Genomic DNA, 21,022 nt, shown 5'->3' on the forward strand with positions numbered 1-21,022 from the left:
GTTTCGACTCTGATCAACGATAAACGGCGAGACCCAGCACGCCGCACACACACACGAGCAAGCTGGCCCGGAACAAGGACGGATGCCACACCACGCGATACAAACCCGTATAGGCGATCACGCGGTCCAATACCCAGGTCAGCGCGGCGCCCGCGATGAACAGCAGCACGATGGCCGGCACGTAGGCGTCGAAAACAGCAATATCACGTGGCATGACGAACTCCTTCTGACGCGTCGGCACGTCCGCTCATCAGCGGTTCAAGCGGCGATTGCGGATCGAGCAGCGCGGTACGAATGAAATGCAGTTGACTCAAAATGCGTTGCAGCCGATGCCGCTCTTCACGCGGCGGCGTGAAGGTGGCGAGCATCTGCTGAACCGTGGCGATGGCATCGGTGGTCGCGGCCAGCGCGCGGTCGAAACGGTCTTCACGCGGCCGCTCGAACAGCGTGGCCAGCGCGTCACGCATCGAACGCAACGCGATGCGCCATGGCATTGACTTCGCATAGCGCGCGTCGGCGGGCAGCGCCGCGACCTCGCGGCGCAGGTCGATCACCGCGTTGCCGACTTCGAGCACCGAGAAGAGCCAGCGCAAGGTGTCGCGTTTGAGCTCGGGCTCGTTCTGCGCGAGCGCATTGATCTGGAACATCAGATCGCGCGCGCCGCTCTCGAAGCGCGAACGCACGCGACGCATGCCCGCGCGGCTTGCCAGCACGACCTGGCGGCGCAGATCCACCAGCAGCCGGTTGCGCAGCCACGGTGTCGAAGGCGGCAGCAATACCGCGAACGCGATCGACGACACCAGCATCGACAGCACAAGCGCCAGCGCGTCGTTCATGAAGGCGCTCGGGTCGTAGTGAATCACGTTGTCCGGGCCGGCCAGGAAACAGAAGAAGATGCAATAGCCGACGCCGTAGCCGGCCAGCGCGGGCCGAGTCGTCATGAACACGCCGAGCAGCAGGAACGGCGTGAGCGCGGCGCACAGCAGCGGAAAGCCGTCGATGTGCGGATACACGCCGTACACCGCGATCATGCCCATCACCGCAGCGGCCAGCGTGCCGCCGGCCATCTGGAAGGCCGTGCGCTTCGGATTCGGCGACGACGACGCCAGCGCACAGACCGTTGCGGCGACCAGCGTCAAGGTCGAGCCGCTCGGCCACGCGGTCGCGATCCAGAACGCGCTGAGCACCATCATCACGATGGCCGCCCGCAAGCCGGCGACGCCCGCCGCGATCGCGTTCGTCTTCGGTTCGTAACGCTCGATCCAGCGCTCGCGCTCGTGCGTATCGACGGCAAGCGACGCGTACGTGGCCGCATACGCATGCAGATCGTCGATGAAGCGGTACAGCAGTTCGGCGCCGGTGTCGAAGTCGAGCAGCGGCGCCTCGGGATGCGCTTCCAGTTGCGCCCGTGTCGCGCGCACGCGTTTGGGCAACTCGGCTTTGTAGGCCTCGAGTTGCGCGGCGGCGTGCGCGGCGTCGGCGGCGCTCAGCACGGGTTCGCCGGACTTCGCGAGCAGCGGGGCGATTTCCTTGAAGTACGGTTCGAGCGCGTCGATCGCGGTGGCCGCGCCGCTCGTGTTCGTGTTGCGCAAGCGGTTCATCAACTGATGCAGCGCGTGAAAACGCGTCGACGCGGTCATGAACTCGCTGTTCAGACGCGCGAGACGGCCGCCGCGCATGCGCGAATCGGGGCCTTCGAACACGGCCACGCTGCGCGCGGCCTCGAAACCGACGATGTCGGCGACAAAGCGCGCATTGGTCGCTTCGATCTGCGCGCGGTCGTTGCGGCCGGCGAGCGACGTCGACACATACTCGACGAACGCCGAGAAACGCGCGCGCACGGTGCCGCGCATCTGCAAGCCGGCGAACTGTGGAAACACAAGCCCGCTCACGGCGCCCGCGCAGACGATGCCGACCACCACTTCGGCCACCCGCGTGAGCGCGCTCAGAAACGCGCCGTCCGGATGTTGCGAGGCGGGAATGCCGATCAGCGCGGCGGTATAGCCGGCGAGCACGAAACCGTACGAGCGGAAGTTGCGGTTGCGCGCGGCGCCGGCGGTACAGATGCCGACCCAGATCGCCGTCGTGACGATGAACAGTTCGGGCTGCTGCGCGAACAGGCCGATCAACGCGAGCATCACGACTAGACCGACTAGCGTGCCGCAGATCCGGTAGAAGCTCTTCGCGAACACCATGCCGCTTTGCGGCTGCATCACGATGAACACAGTGGTCATCGCGGTGCGCGGCTGCGGCAGGTCGAGCTTCATCGCGACGCCGAGCGCGAGGAAGCAGGCGGCGAGCGCTTTGAAGAGGTAGATCCACGTGAGGCCGTCGTTGCGGGCCCAGTCGGCGGCGGCCGCGTATAACGCGGCGAACGACGTCCGACGCGAGGCGGAAGAGGGGGAGGCTGACATGTTCGGCTTCCTCACTCGGCCGCTCGCGCACTGGCTGACGGGCGCGTTGTGGCAGCAGTGGCGCTCATGCCGGCACCGATCGCGTGTGTGGCGACAGCCGGCGCGGTGTTGTCCGCGTGGCTGGCCGGAGCTGTCTGCGCCGGCGCGTTCGCGGGCTTGACCGCGGCCTTGCCTTTGCCCTTGCCATGTGCAGGCAACGTCTCGTTCGCATGCGGGCCATTGGCCGGCTCGTCGAGCCCGCCGCCCAACGCCGTGACCAGTGACGCATGCGCGCCCAGCCGCTCGGCCTGAATCTTCGCAACGCCTTCCTGCGCGCGCAGCAACTGGTTTTGCGCGATCAGCACGTTCAGATAGTCGGTCAGCCCGCGCCGGTAACCTTCGCGCGACAACTCGTAGTTCTTGCGGGCCGCCGCGACCGAACGGTCCGCATCGTCGGCCTGCGTGGCGAGCGAGCGGATCCGGATCACCTGATCGGAAATGTCCTTGAGCGCGCCGACAATCGACTGGTTATAGCTCTCGACGGCTTCGTCGTAACCCGCCGACGCCGCGCCGAGTTGCGAACGCAGCCGTCCGCCATCGAGGATCGGCAGCGACAGCGCCGGCCCCGCGCTCCAGCTATGCGACGGGTTCTTCAGAAACTGGAACAGCGGCCCCATCGCCGCATAACCGCCGATCGACGCCAGCAGGTTGATATCCGGATAGAAATCGGCCTTGGCGACGTCGATGCCGCGCGCTTGCGCCGCGACCGTCCAGCGCGCCGCGACCACGTCCGGCCGATGGCCGATCAGGTCCGCGGGCAAGGCGCTCGGCAATCCGGCCGACGCGTTCAGCGAGAGCGTCGGACGCTGGATCGAATCGCCCGCGCCCGGACCCCTGCCGGCCAGCGCGGCCAGCTGATTGCGGCCGAGCGCGATCTTTTCTTCGATTTCGTCGATCTGGCGTTCGTATTCCGGCAGCGGCGTTTCGGCCTGGCTCACTTCGAGCTGCGTGCCGATGCCGCCTTTCAGACGCCGGTTGGCCAGATCCACGATCTGCTGCTGTTGCTGCAAGGTGGCCTTGGCGATGTCGAGCAGCGCGTAGTTCATCGACATCTCGATGTACGTGCGCACCACGTTGCCTTCCAGTTCGAGCTGGGCGGCGCGCGCATCGGCCGAACTCGCGTGCGCGGCGTCGAGCGCGCGCTCGGCGGCGTTCTTGTCCTTGCCCCAGATATCGAGGTGATACGACAGGCCGAGCGTGCCGGTGTTGTTCCACGATTGCTCGCCGGCCAGCGGGCCCGGGCCGTAGTAGAGGTTGTCGGCCCACTTCTGGCGCTGGATCGACAGGCTGCCGTTGACTTGCGGCGACAACGCCGAGCGGGCGACACCGGCCATCGACATGGCTTCGCGCACGCGCGCCTGGGCAGCCGCGAGGCTCGGGTTGCCGGCTTGCGCATCTTCGATCCACTGGTTCAGTTGTGGATCGTTATAGGCGCGCCACCAGTCGACCGCGGGCCATTGGGCGTCCGCGTTGGCGGCGCGGATCGCGTTGCCCGCGTCAAGTGAAGCGGGTTCGATTCCGCTGGCCTGCGGCGCGACGCCTCCGGTACTGGCGCAACCGACGATTGTTAATGAAATAGCAATAGCCGATGTGATGCCGATCCATTTCGGTGCCGGAGACTGCACGATTCTCTCCAAAAATGACTATATCCGTCTTCAGGTCATTATATTTTCGTTTAATTGTTGGAAAAAGAGAATTAATTGCAATGGATTTTTGCAGAACCCGAATTAATCGCATGATTGATGTGTGCAACAATCGGATCGATTTCAGAGGAGCGAGAAATGGATACTCTCCAAAACATGCGGGCATTTGTACGCGTTGTCGAAGCGGGCAGCTTCACAGCAGCTGCGCATCACCTCGGCTCAACTACGGCTCACACGTCGCGCTCCGTGTCGGACCTCGAAGCGCACTTACACACGCGCCTGCTGAATCGGACAACCCGCCGCATTGCTCTGACCGAGGCTGGCGAGCGTTATCTGCACCGGTGCCAGCAGATCCTTGCATATGTCGATCAGGCTGAAGCGGAAGCCGGCGACGCACAGGCGAGACCCTCCGGCAAACTCAAGGTCCACGCGATGACCGGTTTTGGCCAGCATTACATTGTGCCGGCCGTGAGCCGCTATCAGACGCGCTACCCCGACGTGAGTGTCGAGCTGACGCTCGCGCAACGAACGCCGGACCTGCTCGATGAAGGATTTGACGTGTCGCTGACTCTGGCCGCAGGGTTACCTGACTCCGGACTCGTTTCGCAACGCCTGGGCGGCACGTTCAGCGTCGCGTGCGCTTCACCCGCCTACCTCAGGCGCAATGGCACGCCGACGTTACCCGCGGACCTTGGCGGGCATTGCTGTATCCAGATGGTGACGCCTGTCTTTCGCGCCAACGAATGGAGTTTCGATGGACCGAACGGCGAAGAATCGATTGCACTCGCGCCAGCAACATTTCAGATCAATGTTGCCGATGCACTGGCGATCGCGGTCCGTGAAGGCATGGGTATCGGCCTTTTGCCGACCTATTCCGCCGCCAGCGGGCTGCGCAGCGGAGAACTGGTGCGCATTCTGCCGGAATATACGTCCCAGCAGATGAATGTCTACGCGTTGTATCCGTCGCGCCAGTACCTCGACGCCAAAATCCGGACCTGGGTCGAGTTCCTTCGGGAAGAATTGCCGTCGGTACTCGCCGGGGACCAGGCTGAACTGGGCACGCTGCCACACGATCACGCCCTGTCTGTCTGCGGATTCGAGTAATCGGGTTGTGTCGCGACAGGGCGACCTGGTCGAACGATAGCAATTTGGCGAGCACTGCTTACATCCACGGCGGTTTGCTGGTTCTGTTGCAATAACGGGGGGCTGGTATGCTGCGGGACCTCACGTAACGATGCGGGCGACTGCGAGAGCACTAAATCAGGCGGTAGCCAAAGTGCTGAAGCGGTTGCACTATCCGCTCGAGATAGTGTTGGTGTGCGTGCGTTGGTATGTGGCTTGCCCGCAGAGCATCTCATGGAGATGATGGCCGAACGCGGGATTGCGGTCGATCATTCGACCGTGCACCGGTGGTGCCGTCAAACTACAGCGTACGGCTTCCGGACGTTTCGAACGACGGAAATTGCGCTACGTCACGGCATTAGGCAAGTTGCCCGATCCTCCGGCTACCCACACTTTTTACTGACGAACCGAGATTTTAGATGTGCCCGCATCTTGTTGAGCAGCATTGAACCAATGCATATGATCGCCAAGGGGAAGATGAAAGGCGCAGGCAAACTCCAGCCATCTGCCGCTCAGCAACTCTACTTGCTGGCGACATAAGCAATCCTGACCAAATCGCTGTCGTTCGCCAAATCATCTATCGCGACACAACCTCGTATCGCGCGGCCGCGCCCGCTACGCCGTCGAGGGCGCGCTGTTCAAGCGGCCCGGCATAGCGAACTGCTTCACCGAAGTCGTCATCGCGACCCGGGCCTTCGACCGCTCCGCTGCAACGCGGGAAGTCCTGCGCACGGCCGCCGACACACAGCATGCCGGCGTGGCCTGACCGGCCGTTTTTTTCTGTCCGAGGGTGCCGTTGCGCCGGGTCGCCCGACTTCCCGGCGCTACAGATAGCGGCCTTCCGAGGAGCTTTTACGACCAAACGCGTGACGGTTCATGGTCACGCCGCCGAACCGTTCCATGCGTCTCGGCACAGCCGTCCGCACCTGTACCCCGCCATACACCCTATGCGCAAACTATTCCACGCCTGGTTTTTCGTTCTTCTCGCTCTTGGCGCCTCGCCCATCTTTGCCGCAGCAGCGCAAGCCGCGCCCGCGTCGTCGGCGTCCGGCGCCCGAGTTACGCTGACGCCGGAGCAGGCCCGCCAAGCGCTCGTCGTCCTCAATGACCGGAAGCACCGCGCGCGAGTCACCCATACGCTGCAAGGGCTTTGTCAAGTTGACGGCTGTAGACAATTTTTTGGTTAAAGCGTAGTTATACTTATTAAATAACTTTATGAGATGCGGTAGTGACAGTCCACCCATGCCACGTGACGAAGCGTTCCTGGAGTACGGCACGATGACATGCCGCGTTCATCCGATGTCTGGGCAGCGCGAAGTGCTGCCGGATCGGGCCAAAGCATGAGAGAAACGCTTGCGTGCGACGCGCGTCGCGAAAGCCGCACATCTGGCGTTCGCGCCTGCGGGTCGGCTGGTGGCTGTTCTCGGCACGGTTGTTCACACGTGCAGCCGCCTTGACGAAAACGTGCTTCACATGAGCGAGCTCAGGAATGTCAGCCTTCGCCGCCGATAGCTGCGCAGCTGGTCGGTCAAGATCTTGCGCGGCACCGGGTTTGGACGCAGCACCCGCCGGAAGAAGCGATTTGCCGCGGCCTTATCGCGCCGCTTTTGCACCAGCACATCGAGCTCAGCACCGTGCTCGTCGACCGCTCGCCACAACAGATACGGCTCGCCGCGCAGCGTCACGAACATCTCGTCCAGATGCCATATGCTGCCCGGCCTGGGCCGCGCCGCTTTGGCGCACCGGGCGAATCCAGCACCGAATTTGTCGCACCAGCGACGGATCGTTTCGTACGTGACCACCACGCCCCGCTCGAGCAACAACTCCTCGACGTCGCGCAGGCTCAGGCTAAACCGGAAATACCACCGAACCGCGTAGCTGATGACGACGGCGGGGAAGCGGTGACCGTGATAAAGCGATTTCGTTTTTTCCATCACTTCATTCTACCGCCGCATCCCCCATCAACCTGACAGTGCCGTCATGACGCCTGTTTGCAGCACATAGCTAGTGATGTGCGTCAAACGGATTGCATCTTATTCAGCTTGGCCCTGGCACGCGTGACTTTCGCCAGGATGTCGGATGCCTTTGCCGTCCAGATGAACGGTTTCGGATCACGGTTGTGCTTCTCCACGTACTGTTCGATCGCGCGGACCAATTCAGGTACCGAGCGGAAGGCCGCACGTCGCAACTGGTTCTCTGACAAGTCACGGAAGAAGCGTTCGACCATGTTGAGCCAAGAGGCACTGGTGGGGGTGAAATGCATGTGGAAGCGCGGGTGCTTGGCCAGCCACGCCTTTATCTCGGGGTGCTTATGGGTGGCGTAATTGTCGGCGATCAAATGCAACTCCTTGTTCTTGGGTGTGTGGCGATCGATCTTGCGCAAGAAACTCAGCCACTCCTGATGACGATGTTTCGTCTGGCACTGGCCAATGACACTTCCATCGAGTGTGTTCATCGCGGCAAACAGCGTCGTCACACCATGGCGCTTGTAATCATGCGTCATCGTTTGAGCGCGACCTCGCTTCAGCGGCAAGCCCGGCTGAGTCCGGTCAAGCGCCTGGATCTGGGACTTCTCGTCGCAACTGAAGACCAAGGCGTGCTCCGGGGGATCGAGATACAGCCCGACGATGGCCTCGAGTTTCTCGGCAAAGCGCTTGTCGTTCGACACCTTGAAGCTCTCTACCCGATGCGGCTTGAGGCCGTACGCCTGCCAGATGCGCCGCACGCTCGCTTCACTGATACCGGCCACCGCTGCCATGCTGCGCGTACTCCAATGCGTCGCGTTATCCGGCCGCTGCTGCGTCGTCAGCGCTACGATGGACTTTACCTTGCGCGCGGAGATCTTCGGCTTGCGCCCGGGCCGCGTCTCATCGTGCTCGATCCCAGTCACACCATCAGCGATAAAGCGACCGCGCCAGCGTGCCACCGTGCCTCGCCAGATACCAAGGTCCGCACCGATCTCTTTGTCCGTCTTGCCTTGCGCCGCGAGCAATATCATCTTGGCACGCTCGGCCAGTCGAACCGGAATCGTTCGCCCAGTCGCCCACGTCTCCAACTGTTTACGTTGTGCTTCGCTCAGTTCAACTTTCGCCGCGATTCTCATGGGTTCTCCTCTATGTAAAGGCGACTTGCGAATCGCCGTTAAGTTGCATTATTTATGACGCATATCACTAGAAAAGGGGGGCGGCGCATTGTCTCCAGACGATTCTGCTGGTCAGCGGATGAAAAAAAGCCCGTCCACCGGACGGGCCCAAGTACTGCATGGAGTTGCTCGAGAAAGTCGCGTCGGCGGAAGTGTCAGCGGACACCCGCTCCGCATTCACCGCGCCATGACCGCCGTTTCGTCTTGGACCCGCGACGGGAGTCCAGACACCTCTGGACCCGACCTTCGAATCAGGCTGTAGCGGTCATGCCCGGATGAGTTTGCGCCGACGGGTACTTTGCTGGTGCGCGCTGCGCTTGTGCCCAGATACAGGGCCAAGCCTCTTCTGCGTCAGGCTTCGTTAGAAGCGGGTCAGCATACCAACCGCACCCATGACCTGATTGCCTGTCGATGAAGCGCCGCCTGCGTTGTACATGTTTGCGACGTTCCTGTTGCCCGTTGCATGCTGGTACATGGCTTCGGCATACAGTTCCGTGCGCCTGGACAGCGAGTAACGCGCAATCGCGTTGACCTGATTCCACTTCGGATCGGCGCCATACGTGGTTGCACCGCTCAGATGTGCATCCGTGTAGGCATACGAAACGCCGAGCATGAGCGCTGGCGTGAGTGCGTACTTGCCGTTGAGTTCATAGTTGTCAAAACGGGCACCCCCATTTTTCAGCCCGAACGCGTTCGTATCCTGATACTGGCTATGCGTGTAGACAAAGCCGACCGTCGCGGGGCCGAAGCTGTAGTTCACGCCCGCACCTGCCGTACGCTGCACATCCGACGTCAGGCCGCCTTTGAACTCGGTCGGGTCGGCGGCGCCCGTGGTATTCGGATTCGAAGCGCCCGAGCCGTTGATCTGCAGGTACGCGGCAGCCACGTTCAACCCGCCGAACTTGTAGCTGGCGCCCGCGCTGTACGCACGATCGACCGCAAAGCCGGTCTGGGTATTGCTGAACGCATACATTCCACCAGCCTTGAAGCCGGCATAGTCGACGGTCGTGAACTTCACCGAGTTATTGAAGCGAACGCTATGTTGCAGGTTGTCGTTGTCATACGGGTGCGCGAAACCCGAGTCGCCAAACGTGCCCGCCGTGGCCGACAGCGGCGAGACGAAATCGACCAGGTCGTCATACTGGCGGCCCAGCGTCACGGTGCCGAAATTGTTGCTGCTCAGGCCAACGTATGCCTGACGGCCAAACATCCGGCCGCCCTGGCCGAGCGTGCCGTTATTGACGTTGAAACCGTTCTCGAGCACGAAGATTGCCTTCAGGCCACCGCCGAGATCTTCCGAACCGCGCAGACCAAACCGGCTGCCGCTGATGTTGCCGCTCGCCAGTGCGACCCGAGCGCTTCCGCCAACGTTATTCGTGTACGTGATGCCAGCGTCGACGAGGCCGTACAGCGTGACCGAACTCTGTGCATGGGCGGCCGATGCGGCAAGCGCGGATACGGCGAGGGCGATGGAGATCTTTTTCATGAATTTTTTACTCTGGCTTTTGATGCAACACGGGTTGGAAACGGCGTGAGTATAGGAACGCGCGCCGTCAAACAAACCCTTTCCGCCAGGTGTAAATCCATTACGATAACTGAAACAATTTGTCACAAACTCGAAACAATCAAGGCGCAACGCCGCCTGGCGGGGCTCGCAGAGCAAGCCGATCCCTTGCGTTCCGAAGCACACGTGGTATTGGCGCAACGACAACCGTTCCCGTGGCTCACATGACCCTGGAGGTGGACTGGCATCAGGCCCAGTGGACATGACGTAATGGGGCGACTCGAAGAGATGCGCGTGGGCGAAGAACGCCTCTGGTGTCTCATGGTGCGATCCATGGTTTTCGCTGCCCATCTACTTACTGCCGGATGGGGAAGTCACAAAAACATCACATCCTGCCCTTAAGGTGCAGACCGCCACAGGCATTCAAAACACATAAGGAATCTGGATATGAAGCTCAAGCAACTCGCCGTTGCTCTGTGCGCACTTTGCGCCGCCGCCGCCCATGCCGCCGATATCACCGGCGCAGGCAGCACCTTTGCAGCGCCGATCTACACGAAGTGGGCTGACTCTTATCAGAAGTCCGGCGGCGGCAAGGTTAACTATCAGGGCATCGGTTCGTCGGGCGGTGTGAAGCAGATCGTCGCGAAGACCGTCGATTTTGCTGGCACGGACGCACCGCTGAAGGACGACGAACTCGCGAAGGAGGGCCTGTTCCAGTTCCCGACTGTGGTCGGCGGCATCGTGCCCGTCATCAATGTACCGGGCGTGAAGGCCGGTGAACTGACGCTGTCGGGCGAAGTGCTCGGCGACATCTACCTGGGCAAGATCAGGAAGTGGAACGATCGGGCGATTGTCGCGCTCAACCCGAAGGTCAGGCTGCCGGATACCGACATCGCCGTGGTGCGCCGCGCCGACGGTTCGGGCACCAGCTTCGTCTGGACCAACTATCTGTCGAAGGTGAACCCGGACTGGAAATCGAAGGTCGGTGAGGGTGCAACGGTGAGCTGGCCGACGGGCACGGGCGGCAAGGGCAACGACGGTGTCGCCGCCTTCGTGCAGCGTCTGCCGGGCGCGATCGGCTACGTCGAGTGGGCATACGCCAGGCAGAACCACATGACCTACGTCGACCTGAAGAATTCGACGGGTAGGGTGGTCGAGCCGAAAACGGAAACGTTCAAGGCCGCAACTGCTGGCGCAGACTGGTCGAAGTCGTTCTACCAGATCCTGACGAACGAGCCGGGCAAGACCGCATGGCCGATCGTCGCCGCGACGTTCGTGCTGGTGCACACGACGCAGGACAAAGCACCGCAAGGCACCGAAACGCTGAAGTTCTTCGACTGGGCGTTCAGGAACGGCACGCAGGCAGCGAACGAACTGGATTACATCTCGCTGCCGGAATCGGTCGTGGCGGAAATCCGCACGCAGTGGAAGGCGAAGGTGAAGGACGCATCGGGTAAGTCGGTGGCCGAATAAGGCATGCAACCATAAGGCGACGCTGCTGAGACTGGCTATCCGGGTGACAAGCGCCCGGATGCGTTCCGGCCGCGCGGATAAATGCTGATATCGCCGTCTATGGATGCGCCAGTGCTTTTTGCACAGGCGGCGTCAGACCAGAGTCAGAGATCCCCGGCCGAGAGGGTTAACCGTTCGCCGCTGCGCGGAAGTGCTTTGTGCCCGACGGCATGCAGAATTTTTCGCTTGCCAAGCTCGAAAGCAAGCATCAGTTGTTTTGCGGTCTCGTCGGCTGCGCCGAGCTGTTCGCAAACCGCCCTGGAAGGGAGCGCAAAGGCACAATATCCCCAGCCGAACCCATAGACCGAGAAAAATAGTGTCGAGTCGGCGGAAAGGATGGGTGCCGTCAGGTTCGTGCTGAGCTGATCCATTCAAGATCGTTTTTCTGACAGATGGCATAGGGTTTTATTCTCTCACAGCGAGCTGAAACCCAGCCCTCCCGGCGGCATACGCCGGTTACGACCGTCGAGGTACGGCCATAGCGGGCCGCTCGCGCGCTCGCAAGGACATTCAAACGTTGGCTCCCCCAACTGCGGACTTCTGTGAAGCGCATCGCGGTGGCGAGCGTTCACCATGATCGCCTCGTCAAGTCGAGTCAGTGAGCAAATTCACCACCCTAAGCGTGACCGCGTGTCCGATCTGGCTGGGGCAAGTCCAGGACGTTATTTTCACCAATGTGCGCGTGAAGCACCGTCCTTCAGGGCGGTGAGGTAGAGCGCGTCGTGCGAAGCACGACTTGCCTTTTCGTATTGATCTGGTACTGTATATCCGTACAGCCAAACCGGAATGAGTCGACCCGTGACACGTTGCAAGGATCCAGTTCGAGTTCTGCGCATAAGAATCAAGGACAGGCATGCTTCGTCGCTTGCCGGGATGGCGCGGGCTGTGAACTTTGTCTGGAACTATTGCAATGACCTGTCGCTCCAGATCTTTCGCCGCGAGCGGCGCTTTGCCTCTGGCATTGAGCTCCAGCGTTATCTGAACGGGGCCTCGAAAGAAGGCCTGGCGGTCGGCTCGGCCGTGTTTCAGCAGATCGCCGAAGAGTACGCGACGCGCCGCAAACAGCACCGCAAGGTCAAGCTTCGATGGCGTCGCTCGGCCGGCGCGCGACGCTCGCTGGGATGGATTCCATTCAAAGCCCGCTCGGTCGTATGGCGCCATGGTCAGGCCCACTTTCAGGGCCTGCATCCTGGCGTCTGGGACAGCTATGGCCTCGCCGGCTATGAGTTCGGCGCCGGTTGCATCTCCGAGGACAGCCGCGGTCGCTGGTATCTGAACGTGACGGTCAAGGTGAAGTCTGCCCGGCCCAATGAAGCCAACCTGGATCTGGGAATCGACCTCGGGCTCAAGACCTTTGCCGGCTTCTCGGACGAACGTCTTCCCAATGTCGACGCGCAGCGCTTCTACCGCGACCTCGAGCCCGCGCTCGCCACTGCCCAGCGAGCACGCAGGAAGAGCCGGGTGAAGGCGATCCACGCCCGGATCGCGAACCGCAGGAAGGACTTTCTGCATCAACCCAGCAGCCGGCTCGCTCGCGAGTACGGTGCAATCTTTGTCGGCAACGTGAATGCTTCGGCCCTCGCGAAAGGACAGCACAGCAAGTCTGTGCTCGACGCGGGCTGGTCGACGTTCCGGACCATGCTTCGGTACAAGTGCGATGACGCAGGCGTATGGTTCGATGAAGTCGATGAAGCGTTTTCTACCCAGACCTGTTCGTGCTGCGCGAGCCGCACGGGGCCGAAAGGTGTCGCAGGTCTTGGAATAAGAGAGTGGAAATGCATCCATTGTGAAACGACACATGATCGTGATCGCAATGCTGCCCGCAACATTCTCGCGGTCGGACGTGACCGCCTCGCAGGAGGAATCCCCGCCCTTTCCGCGCAAGCGGCAGTCGGTCACGACTGAGGGCGGGGAGATGGTATGAACACCTCCCTCCCCTCGGGGAAGTGCCAGGGCCGAAAGGGGCTCTCGCTTGACCGATGGCATCGATGTGCCAAAGTGAAAGTTCCACGAGTCACTTGAGGTAAGGAGAGCCCAAATGAATGCTACGACATATGGTCTGGATATCGCAAAGGCCGTGTTTCAAATGTACTGGGTAGATGGACAAAGTGGCGAGATCTGTAGTCGAAAATTCCGTCGTGAACAGCTGATCCGGTTTCTCGCAACCCGGGCACCAGGAAAGGTGGCGCTGGAGGCATGCGGAGGGGCGCACTGGTGGGCGCGAAAAATCCAGAGTCTCGGACATCAGGTGGTGTTGTTGCATGCGAAATACGTGCGTCCGTTCGTCAAAACCAACAAGACGGATGCGGCAGACGCCCAGGCGATCTGGACGGCGGCCCAGCAACCCGGGATGCGAACTGTGGCGATCAAGAGCGTAGACCAGCAAGCCATCCTGAGCCTGCACCGCATCCGGTCGGGCCTGGTGGCGACACGAACCCGCGAAACCAATCAGATTCGCGGGTTGCTTGCGGAATATGGACTGTACTTCCGATATGGCCGCAAGGCGCTCATGAATGAGCTCAAGGCACGTATGGCCGAGATAGAAGAGGTCGTGCCGCAGCTTGTCTGGCGGGCGTTGTTGCGTCAGCTCGAACAGCTCCAGCAGGTCGAGCAGGGGATTGACGAAGCCGAGCGGGAAAATCTGCAGTGGCTGAAATCCAGTCCCCAGGCAAAAACGCTCGATGACATAGCCGGCGTGGGTCCATTGACAGCCACAGCCACTGTTGCGGTCATGGGCTCGCCAAAGGCATTTCGCTCCGGACGCGCATTTGCGGCGAGTATCGGCCTGGTACCCCGTCAGAGTGGGACTGGGGGCAACGTCAGACTCGGCGGCATCAGCAAAAGGGGTGACCCCTATCTGAGACAGCTATTGATCCATGGCGCGCGAATGGTCGTGACCCATTCCAAACAACGTCCCCAGTGGGTAGAAGCGTTGCTGAAACGGCGTCCGGTCAATGTGGTGGTGGTCGCGTTGGCCAACAAGATGGCACGAACGGCGTGGGCGTTGCTCGCGCATAACCGGTCTTATGAGCGGGAATTTGTGAGCGAGCGACCAGCCGTCGCGGTATAGATTGAAACGATGAGTCTTTGAACACAGGAGTTGCGCAGAGCAAGGGTAACGTGTGATGGCAAACCAGGTCGGACCGTGGAAACGCAAACCTGATGACGTCCATGGGCGTGAAGCCCGCCGTGGGAGATGAGGTCGTTTCCAGCAGATTCCATCAAGGCCAGCGGGCACCGTCTCGCAATGAAGGTCGGATATAAGACTGCAACCGCTTCTGCTAGCCAAAACATCAACCCCCTGCCTTGCGGAACGGGAGGTGTTTATATAAGGACGTCAACTCAACTCTATAATCCAGACTTCACAGCATTTCTGTTGCGTTATTCCATCTGCCCGTGTCGAAACTTAAAACGCTTAGCCGCTGCGCCCCGCAGCTGATGAATCAACTAAAAAGGGAAGCCGGGATCATTTCGGAGAGTGGCAAGGCGACGAAGCCCGGTCATAAGGAGCTGAAAAAGGTTGTCGAAGCAGTCGATACGGCGGTGTGCCACCGTGAGACCACGCTACTTGTCTCAGCCCAGGCGGCGCTGTGGAGCGTGGCTGATATTCGCGCATTAGCCGCCAGGGGATCTGTCTCTACCAATTTAATTCAAATTTTGATTTCGCATGGATTGCATGTCTCAAACACGATTTCCCTTACCCTCTAGCGGCGGAGGACGGGCCGCGCCTCCTCGCGCCTGGTTGGCACGCTTCTCCTGGACGCCTCGTTTCGCGCATCGTCATCGCACTGCGATATGAAGGTTCGTATGAACGCTATCAGGCGGCGCTGGCTCAGCCTGCAGCAACACCGCAGTAAGCACCCGAAAACCGATCAAATACCGGCACCCCACCTTGCGTCGCCGCGCACTGCATCATTAATCGCTGCCGCGCAGGACGCAGCATTGGACAGTAATAGCTTGAAAATGGAAGAACAGGATTGGAAACGGCGCCGCGAAGATGATCTCATCGATGCCTACGATGAAGAACTTGAGATGGAGCTGGATGACCGGGCGACCGATGGTGGGAAAGCTCTCACCGATGAATATCGCGAACGTCGTAAGAGCTACTTTCGCGAGCTTTTCCGCCTGCAGGGCGAACTCGTCAAGCTACAGGACTGGGTCGTGCATGCGGGCCATCGGCTCATTGTGATTTTTGAGGGCCGCGATGCGGCCGGCAAAGGTGGCGCCATCAAGCGCATCACACAACGGCTAAATCCCCGTGTTTGCCGCGTCGCTGCTTTGCCCGCGCCGAACAACCGCGAGCGCACGCAATGGTATTTCCAGCGCTATGTCTCGCACCTGCCGGCGGGCGGCGAAATCGTGCTGTTCGACCGAAGCTGGTACAACCGCGCTGGGGTCGAGCGCGTGATGGGCTTCTGTACTAACCATGAGTATGAGGAATTCTTTCGCTCTGTGCCTGAATTCGAGAAGATGCTGGTAAGAAGTGGGATTCAGATCATCAAGTACTGGTTCTCGGTCTCCGACGAAGAACAGGAAGTGCGCTTTCAGGCGCGCATCGACGATCCGCTCAAGCAGTGGAAGCTCAGCCCGATGGACCTGGAAAGTCGGCGCCGCTGGGAGGCGTACACCCTGGCCAAGGAAGTGATGCTGGAGCGCACGCATATCCCCGAGGCGCAGTGGTGGGTGGTACAGGCTGACGACAAGAAGCGCGCGCGCCTGAATTGCATCCATCATTTGCTGAGTCAGATGCCGTATCACGAGATCGGGCGTTCAACCGTGCAACTCCCTCCCCGGGTCCATCACGAAGAATATCTGCGGCAACCGGTACCCGATAGCCTGATGGTTCCGGAAATCTATTGAGCCAACCAATGTGAGACACCGAAGCCACGATAGCGGTGCCATATCCCGAAGAACGCAGCGTTATGAAAAGCAGCTTCGGGCGACGACCCGTCGGCAGTCGCGCAGCAAGCGATGGCGGCTGTACCTCAATTGCAGCCGTTCGCCTTCATGCTCCGACAGTCATTCAAACGTCGGGTACGCTCAGTAAACGGTCACCCCGCAGATAATGCGCTCCGTGCACCGTCGGACAAGGCCGCGATGCCAGCTTCCTGACGCCGCAGCATGATCTCGAAGAATGCTGACGGACTCACGGCGCAATCGGGCCGAAGGCGGTGCTCGCTTAACGCATCGATACTGACCGTCTCGCCAGCGCGCTGCAAATCCGGCGCGCGCTGGTCAGTAGATGACCGGCATCGGGACGATCCGCGTCAGGCCAGCGGCCGGATGTTCTGGTTCATGCGGAAGAAGTTCGTCGGATCGTACTGGGCTTTGATCTGCTGAAGCCGTCGGTAATTGGGACCGTATGCAGCCGCAATGGGTTCGCCCGTCTCATCGTCGTCCAGGTAGTTGACATAGCGTCCGGCGGCAAAGAAAGGTCGCATCGCTTCGTAGGTTTCGCGAGCCCAGGCGACGCAGGCGCCGGTCTCCGCCGGCTGCATCCATTGAGCAAGCACGAGGAAGTTGTAGCCTTCACGCCGGTGCGGGAAGGCTGTGTCGGTAGCATTGACCTGGGTGACCGCGCCGTGGAAATGTTCGAGGAGCAGTTGGCCCATTGTCGTCGGGCACCGCGCGAAGCAGCTAATCATGGTGTCAATCGCAGCGTCGCTCAGCTCTGTGAGGAAGTTGGACTTCCAGTAGTTGAGCGCGCCTTTCGGGTACTTGGCGTCGAGCATGCTGTTGAGCTGGGAATAGGGGATCGGCCCAACGGCATCCAGGATCGGAAGCGCGAACTGTTTCAGCGGCCGCATGGCCCTTTCGGCGTCTTCCAACGGCCCGCAGTGGCAGGTGACCAGGGCGGCCACCTCTGTGCCGGACCCGTCTGGCGCATGCGTCAGCGATGCGAACAGTGTGTGCTCATCAGGTAGCGATCGTGTGCTGTCGCGGAAGAATTCGAGCAGGGCGCGGGAGCGTTCGATCGGGTGGACGATCGGGCCGCCCATAATGGTCGGCCCAACCCGGTGGAGTTCATACTCGAAGCTCGTGGCGACCCCGAAGTTTCCCCCGCCGCCGCGAAGCGCCCAGAAAAGCTCGGGCTCCCGGTGCTTGCTCGCCAGCAAGACCTTGCCGCCAGCCGTGACAAGTTCCACCGCCCGCAGATTATCAAGCGCCAGGCCGTATTTGCCCATCAGCCAGCCGACCCCACCCCCGAGGGTAAGCCCGGCAATGCCCGTGCTGGAGACCACGCCCCCGGTGACGGCCAGGCCGTGCAACTGCGTCTCGCGATTGAGCTCGCCCCAGGTGACGCCGCCTTGTGCCCAGACTGTTCTGTTCTCCGGATCGACGTGGATGCCCTTCATCGGCGAAAGATCGACCATCACCCCACCATCAATCGTCGCCCGTCCCGCCACGTTGTGCCCACCGCCGCGAATTGCAACTTCGAGGCCGAGCCTGCGGGTGAGATCGACGGCCCCGACAACGTCGGCTACGCCGTGGCACCTGGCGATCAAGGCGGGCCGCTTATCGACCAGGCCGTTGTGGACTTTTCTCGCGTCCTCATAGCCGGCGTCCGTGGGTTTCAGGAGCTGCCCTCGGAAGGTGGCAGCAAGCTCGGCCGTAGCGTTGGCCAGGGATCCAATCGACAGCATGGCGTTTTCTCCTCGAATTCGCCCCAAGTCTCCATTGAAATCGGCCCAGGAGCAAACTCGAAGAATTCAACCAAGGGTGAACTGATTTCATCTACACTGCTGGCATGCACAAGCTGCCGCCCCTGGTAGAGTTCCGCGCGTTTGATGCAGTCGCTCGCCATATGAGCTTCAAGAAGGCCGCGCTAGAGCTGTGTGTGACCCCCACCGCGATCAGTCACCAGATCCGATTGCTCGAGCGCTATTGTGGTTGCACCCTGTTCCGTCGCAGACCGCGGCCCTTGGCGCTGACCGATGCCGGAGCGCGGCTGTTCCCTGCCATTCGTGGCGGGCTTGAGGTGTTCGCCACCGCAATCGCGGCCGTCAAGTGGGATAGCGACCAACAGCCCCTTCGCGTAACGACAACGAACGCTTTTGCCAGCCGTTGGCTCGTGCCCCGCCTGTCCGCGTGGCGGAAATTGCATCCCGACGTGCCGCTGGAGGTGATCGGCACGGATACCTTGCTCGATCTGCAGGCCGGGGAGGGCGACGTCGCGATTCGTTATGCGACCAGCCGAGCGGTGCCGACGGACGGGATCGCCGATGATCTCTTGAGAGATACATTCTGGCCCGTCTACAATCCGCGCTTGCTTTCAAAGGGACGACTGAAGAGACCAGTCGATCTCGCAGAGCACGTTTATATGGACGCCGCCCGTTTGCAAAGGGACTTCGAGGGGTCTGACGTGACAGGAACGGCTGCGGGTTTATATCCGGCCTTGTTGCAGCGGGTGTTTTCGCTGCGGGCCCCTATGGATTCAGCTGACTCGCGCCTCATTTCTGCACCGAGCTCAAGGCTCTTCGCGCTCTCCAGGTTTGGCGAGTCCCGGTCCGACCTGTTTTGCCATCACTCTCAAGTACCTGCGCAACCTTTTGACGTTCCATCCTCCGACTACAAAGTTGACTTCACCTACGTTTGGAATTTGCTCGTGCTCATTTATGCCGGCTTGGCGCTCACGTATCCCCCCTGATAGGAGCGGCTGTGGGCCAGGACGGCCCAGATGGTGCGGGCCATCTTGTTCGCGAGTGCGACGATCACGACATTCAGTGGTCGCCGCTTCTTCATCTGCTCGATCCATGGATCATGCTGTTTTGGACTGCTGATAACACTGCGGGCGCCGTGAATAAGGAGCGTGCGAAGATAGGTATCGCCCCGCTTGCTGATGCCCAGCAACATAAGCTTCCCGCCGGATCCCACCTGCTTAGGCACCAGTCCGATGCAGGCAGCAAACTCGCGCCCGGAGCGGAACATCTTAGGGTCGCCGATCGTCGCGACGGCGGCTGTCGCGGTCAGCAGGCCGACGCCAGGAATCTCGGCGATGGCCTTGACGTCCTTGTCTTCCTTTTTCCATTCGCGCATCCGTCGCTCGATCGCGGCGATCTGCCCGTCCAGTACGCTTAGCCCGTTCCACTGCTCACGCAGCGTGTCGATTAGCACGGCCGGCAGGCGGTCGGCGACCCGGGCCAGCACGTCCGGTATTGCCCTGTCCAGGGCGAGCCGCCCCTTGCCCATGACTTCGCCGTATTCGGTGAGCAGTCCGCGTAGTGAGTTGATCTGCATCGTGCGGAATTTGACCAGCTGCTCACGCATCCGGTGCAGCGCCAGCATCGCTTGCTGCATCTCGGTCTTGACCGCGACCGGCTTGCCCGGTTGCTGTACCGCGAGCCAGATCGCCCGGGCGTCGGCGGGATCGCTCTTGTTGCGTATGTTGAAGGCCTTCACGTATTGCCCTGGCATCAGCTTGACTTGATGCCCCATCTTGATGAGCTGCCTTGCCCAGTGCTGCGCACCGCCAGACGCTTCCATGCCGATCAGGCATGGTGCGCGATTCGCAAAGTAGGCGAGAAACTTCGCCCGTTTGATCGGCTTGTTGACGATTTCTCCGGTCTCTTCGTCCACGTGGTGTACCTGAAGGACGTTTTTCGCGATGTCGATACCAACTGGCGTAAGTTTCATGATCGGCCCTCCGGTTTACGTAGGAACGTGTGGATGATCCTCCAACCTGGATTTTTTCGCCCGCCGGTCTGTGCGGGTCCACCTTCCTTGTCTCTGCTCATTCCGGCGACCTCCCGGCTATCCGCCTGGTGGGCGGCGTCCATACCATTTCTGATTCACTCCTATTGGTCGCCAGTCGACCGTGAACCGCCCACGTGGCAGAGATGGCTTGCCGCGGCTCAGCGCAGGTGGCGCGAAGTGCCAGAATTCAAGGACATGCAGCACCTGAGCTTCAGGGAGGAGCTGCATGCCATCGAGGCGGTGATCGCCGGCCAGGGAATCGGGATTTTTAGTGACGTGCTCGTGGCACCCGAACTCGCCGCCGGTACGCTCGTAAAAGCGTTCAAGCTGAGCTTGCCTGGGTATGGCTTCTATGTGATTCGCAGGTCAGGCCATCCTCGCGAAAGGACCATCCGAGCCTTCTCGGAGTGGTTGCGGTCAGCTACCTAATCCGCTCTGTCGCCGGACGCGGTCATGCGCCAGCCATTCGGCGCGAGCCTGCGTGCGTTGCGTTAGCCACGAGGCAAGCACGGACGTCAAGCCGCCGATGGCGGCGCTGACCAATGCGGCGAGCGCTGAGATAAACGACGCGTCCATGGGAGCATCTTTCGGAGTGGAGCTCGTCGTCCATCATAGCGCCCGTACGCATACTTCCAGGAAGTGCGGCGATGCGTTGCGGTGCGTTTTTTTCACTCAGAGCAAACGGCGGTCTGACTTGAGCCGTGTTCTCGCAGTACTTAAATGGCTGATGCCACCCGGCATCCGTCGGGCGGTCGCTTTGACAATTTCATCGTCAGACGCGACTAGACCTTGCCTTCATCGCGTTCACGTGGACATCAGGACGAGGCTTTGAAACAGACAACGGACCGTCACGTTTCCACGCCGGTTTGTTGCCTCGCCATTCTCGACAGTTTTCGACGAAATCGCGCGGCGCGCAGACGCAACTGGGACAATTGTGTCGGGCGCGTGCGAT

At 61.0% G+C, this 21,022-nt stretch carries 16 protein-coding genes and 3 pseudogenes; 10 read left to right on the forward strand and 9 right to left on the reverse strand.

Annotation, left to right across the window (positions count from 1 at the left end; all coding sequences use genetic code 11):
* Positions 1–13 precede the first annotated feature (13 nt).
* The 3 genes from HF916_RS00820 to HF916_RS00830 are packed head-to-tail and all read right to left on the reverse strand — an operon-like array spanning position 14 to position 4,078.
* Positions 14–214 (reverse strand): DUF1656 domain-containing protein, encoded by a 201-nt coding sequence (locus tag HF916_RS00820; RefSeq protein ID WP_063496755.1) that lies wholly within the window; start codon positions 212–214, stop codon positions 14–16.
* Positions 204–2,414 (reverse strand): FUSC family protein, encoded by a 2,211-nt coding sequence (locus HF916_RS00825; RefSeq protein ID WP_168787462.1) that lies wholly within the window; start codon positions 2,412–2,414, stop codon positions 204–206. The genes HF916_RS00820 and HF916_RS00825 overlap by 11 nt, the downstream gene beginning before the upstream one ends.
* An 11-nt stretch (positions 2,415–2,425) precedes the next feature.
* A complete protein-coding gene (locus tag HF916_RS00830; RefSeq protein WP_168787463.1) occupies positions 2,426–4,078 on the reverse strand; it encodes an efflux transporter outer membrane subunit in 1,653 nt (550 codons plus the stop codon).
* Positions 4,079–4,234: 156 nt separating this feature from the next.
* On the opposite strand from HF916_RS00830, the gene HF916_RS00835 reads away from it, so the two are divergent.
* The 3 genes and pseudogenes from HF916_RS00835 to HF916_RS51810 form a co-directional block, all read left to right on the forward strand.
* Positions 4,235–5,200, forward strand: a complete 966-nt coding sequence (locus tag HF916_RS00835; RefSeq protein ID WP_168787464.1) for a LysR family transcriptional regulator — start codon at positions 4,235–4,237, stop codon at positions 5,198–5,200.
* Between the two features lie 130 nt (positions 5,201–5,330).
* Positions 5,331–5,509 (forward strand): annotated as a pseudogene (locus tag HF916_RS50075) (IS6 family transposase); the annotation flags it as partial.
* Positions 5,510–5,632: 123 nt separating this feature from the next.
* A pseudogene (locus tag HF916_RS51810) lies at positions 5,633–5,758 on the forward strand (IS6 family transposase); the annotation flags it as partial.
* Positions 5,759–6,421: 663 nt separating this feature from the next.
* Here the strand turns inward: HF916_RS51810 and HF916_RS00840 are convergent.
* From HF916_RS00840 to HF916_RS00850, 3 genes and pseudogenes are all read right to left on the reverse strand, one after another.
* Positions 6,422–7,152: pseudogene (locus HF916_RS00840) on the reverse strand (IS6 family transposase).
* An 83-nt stretch (positions 7,153–7,235) separates the two neighbouring features.
* Positions 7,236–8,321 (reverse strand): IS630 family transposase, encoded by a 1,086-nt coding sequence (locus HF916_RS00845; protein ID WP_168787465.1) that lies wholly within the window; start codon positions 8,319–8,321, stop codon positions 7,236–7,238.
* Between the two features lie 400 nt (positions 8,322–8,721).
* The gene (locus HF916_RS00850; protein WP_168787466.1) at positions 8,722–9,846 is read right to left on the reverse strand and encodes a porin; all 1,125 of its coding nucleotides are present in this window, start codon (positions 9,844–9,846) and stop codon (positions 8,722–8,724) included.
* A 465-nt stretch (positions 9,847–10,311) separates the two neighbouring features.
* On the opposite strand from HF916_RS00850, the gene pstS reads away from it, so the two are divergent.
* Positions 10,312–11,337: a phosphate ABC transporter substrate-binding protein PstS gene (gene pstS, locus HF916_RS00855; protein WP_168787467.1), complete on the forward strand. Its 1,026-nt coding sequence runs from the start codon at positions 10,312–10,314 to the stop codon at positions 11,335–11,337.
* A 143-nt stretch (positions 11,338–11,480) separates the two neighbouring features.
* Here the strand turns inward: pstS and HF916_RS00860 are convergent, their stop codons facing one another.
* Complete coding sequence (locus tag HF916_RS00860; RefSeq protein ID WP_168787468.1) at positions 11,481–11,747, reverse strand: hypothetical protein; 267 nt, start codon at positions 11,745–11,747, stop codon at positions 11,481–11,483.
* A 415-nt stretch (positions 11,748–12,162) separates the two neighbouring features.
* Between HF916_RS00860 and HF916_RS00865 the strand changes: the two genes are divergently transcribed.
* The 4 genes from HF916_RS00865 to ppk2 all read left to right on the forward strand — a co-directional run bounded on the left by HF916_RS00865 (position 12,163) and on the right by ppk2 (position 16,236).
* Entirely contained in the window at positions 12,163–13,281 is a 1,119-nt protein-coding gene (locus HF916_RS00865) for an RNA-guided endonuclease InsQ/TnpB family protein (protein ID WP_168787469.1), read from the forward strand.
* 133 nt (positions 13,282–13,414) lie between these two features.
* A complete protein-coding gene (locus HF916_RS00870; protein ID WP_168787386.1) occupies positions 13,415–14,446 on the forward strand; it encodes an IS110 family transposase in 1,032 nt (343 codons plus the stop codon).
* Positions 14,447–14,814: 368 nt separating this feature from the next.
* Positions 14,815–15,084 carry a hypothetical protein gene (locus HF916_RS00875; protein ID WP_168787470.1) on the forward strand — a complete coding sequence of 90 codons (270 nt, stop codon included), beginning with the start codon at positions 14,815–14,817 and terminating at the stop codon, positions 15,082–15,084.
* A gap of 255 nt (positions 15,085–15,339) precedes the next feature.
* Positions 15,340–16,236 carry a polyphosphate kinase 2 gene (gene ppk2, locus HF916_RS00880; RefSeq protein ID WP_168788935.1) on the forward strand — a complete coding sequence of 299 codons (897 nt, stop codon included), beginning with the start codon at positions 15,340–15,342 and terminating at the stop codon, positions 16,234–16,236.
* 407 nt (positions 16,237–16,643) lie between these two features.
* On the opposite strand, the gene HF916_RS00885 is transcribed toward ppk2, so the two are convergent.
* Complete coding sequence (locus tag HF916_RS00885; protein WP_168787471.1) at positions 16,644–18,020, reverse strand: FAD-binding oxidoreductase; 1,377 nt, start codon at positions 18,018–18,020, stop codon at positions 16,644–16,646.
* A 161-nt stretch (positions 18,021–18,181) separates the two neighbouring features.
* On the opposite strand from HF916_RS00885, the gene HF916_RS49700 reads away from it, so the two are divergent.
* A complete protein-coding gene (locus HF916_RS49700) occupies positions 18,182–19,024 on the forward strand; it encodes a LysR family transcriptional regulator (protein ID WP_240975274.1) in 843 nt (280 codons plus the stop codon).
* Here HF916_RS49700 and HF916_RS00895 read toward each other — a convergent pair.
* Complete coding sequence (locus tag HF916_RS00895) at positions 18,991–20,010, reverse strand: IS110 family transposase (RefSeq protein WP_168787472.1); 1,020 nt, start codon at positions 20,008–20,010, stop codon at positions 18,991–18,993. The genes HF916_RS49700 and HF916_RS00895 overlap by 34 nt on opposite strands.
* A 33-nt stretch (positions 20,011–20,043) precedes the next feature.
* On the opposite strand from HF916_RS00895, the gene HF916_RS51355 reads away from it, so the two are divergent.
* Complete coding sequence (locus HF916_RS51355) at positions 20,044–20,499, forward strand: LysR substrate-binding domain-containing protein (protein ID WP_206001750.1); 456 nt, start codon at positions 20,044–20,046, stop codon at positions 20,497–20,499.
* Positions 20,500–21,022 lie beyond the last annotated feature (523 nt).

The organism is Paraburkholderia aromaticivorans, from assembly GCF_012689525.1.
GTDB lineage: Bacteria > Pseudomonadota > Gammaproteobacteria > Burkholderiales > Burkholderiaceae > Paraburkholderia > Paraburkholderia aromaticivorans_A.

Coding starts and splice junctions, on each gene's coding strand:
- HF916_RS00845 (WP_168787465.1), bottom strand. CDS start 8,321: ATGAGAATCGCGGCGAAAGTTGAACTGAGCGAAGCACAACGTAAACAG.
- ppk2 (WP_168788935.1), top strand. CDS start 15,340: ATGGAAGAACAGGATTGGAAACGGCGCCGCGAAGATGATCTCATCGAT.
- HF916_RS00825 (WP_168787462.1), bottom strand. CDS start 2,414: ATGTCAGCCTCCCCCTCTTCCGCCTCGCGTCGGACGTCGTTCGCCGCG.
- HF916_RS00870 (WP_168787386.1), top strand. CDS start 13,415: ATGAATGCTACGACATATGGTCTGGATATCGCAAAGGCCGTGTTTCAA.
- HF916_RS00820 (WP_063496755.1), bottom strand. CDS start 214: ATGCCACGTGATATTGCTGTTTTCGACGCCTACGTGCCGGCCATCGTG.
- HF916_RS00835 (WP_168787464.1), top strand. CDS start 4,235: ATGGATACTCTCCAAAACATGCGGGCATTTGTACGCGTTGTCGAAGCG.
- pstS (WP_168787467.1), top strand. CDS start 10,312: ATGAAGCTCAAGCAACTCGCCGTTGCTCTGTGCGCACTTTGCGCCGCC.
- HF916_RS00895 (WP_168787472.1), bottom strand. CDS start 20,010: ATGAAACTTACGCCAGTTGGTATCGACATCGCGAAAAACGTCCTTCAG.
- HF916_RS51355 (WP_206001750.1), top strand. CDS start 20,044: ATGATCCTCCAACCTGGATTTTTTCGCCCGCCGGTCTGTGCGGGTCCA.
- HF916_RS00885 (WP_168787471.1), bottom strand. CDS start 18,020: ATGCTGTCGATTGGATCCCTGGCCAACGCTACGGCCGAGCTTGCTGCC.
- HF916_RS00850 (WP_168787466.1), bottom strand. CDS start 9,846: ATGAAAAAGATCTCCATCGCCCTCGCCGTATCCGCGCTTGCCGCATCG.
- HF916_RS00865 (WP_168787469.1), top strand. CDS start 12,163: ATGAGTCGACCCGTGACACGTTGCAAGGATCCAGTTCGAGTTCTGCGC.
- HF916_RS49700 (WP_240975274.1), top strand. CDS start 18,182: ATGAGCTTCAAGAAGGCCGCGCTAGAGCTGTGTGTGACCCCCACCGCG.
- HF916_RS00875 (WP_168787470.1), top strand. CDS start 14,815: ATGAATCAACTAAAAAGGGAAGCCGGGATCATTTCGGAGAGTGGCAAG.
- HF916_RS00860 (WP_168787468.1), bottom strand. CDS start 11,747: ATGGATCAGCTCAGCACGAACCTGACGGCACCCATCCTTTCCGCCGAC.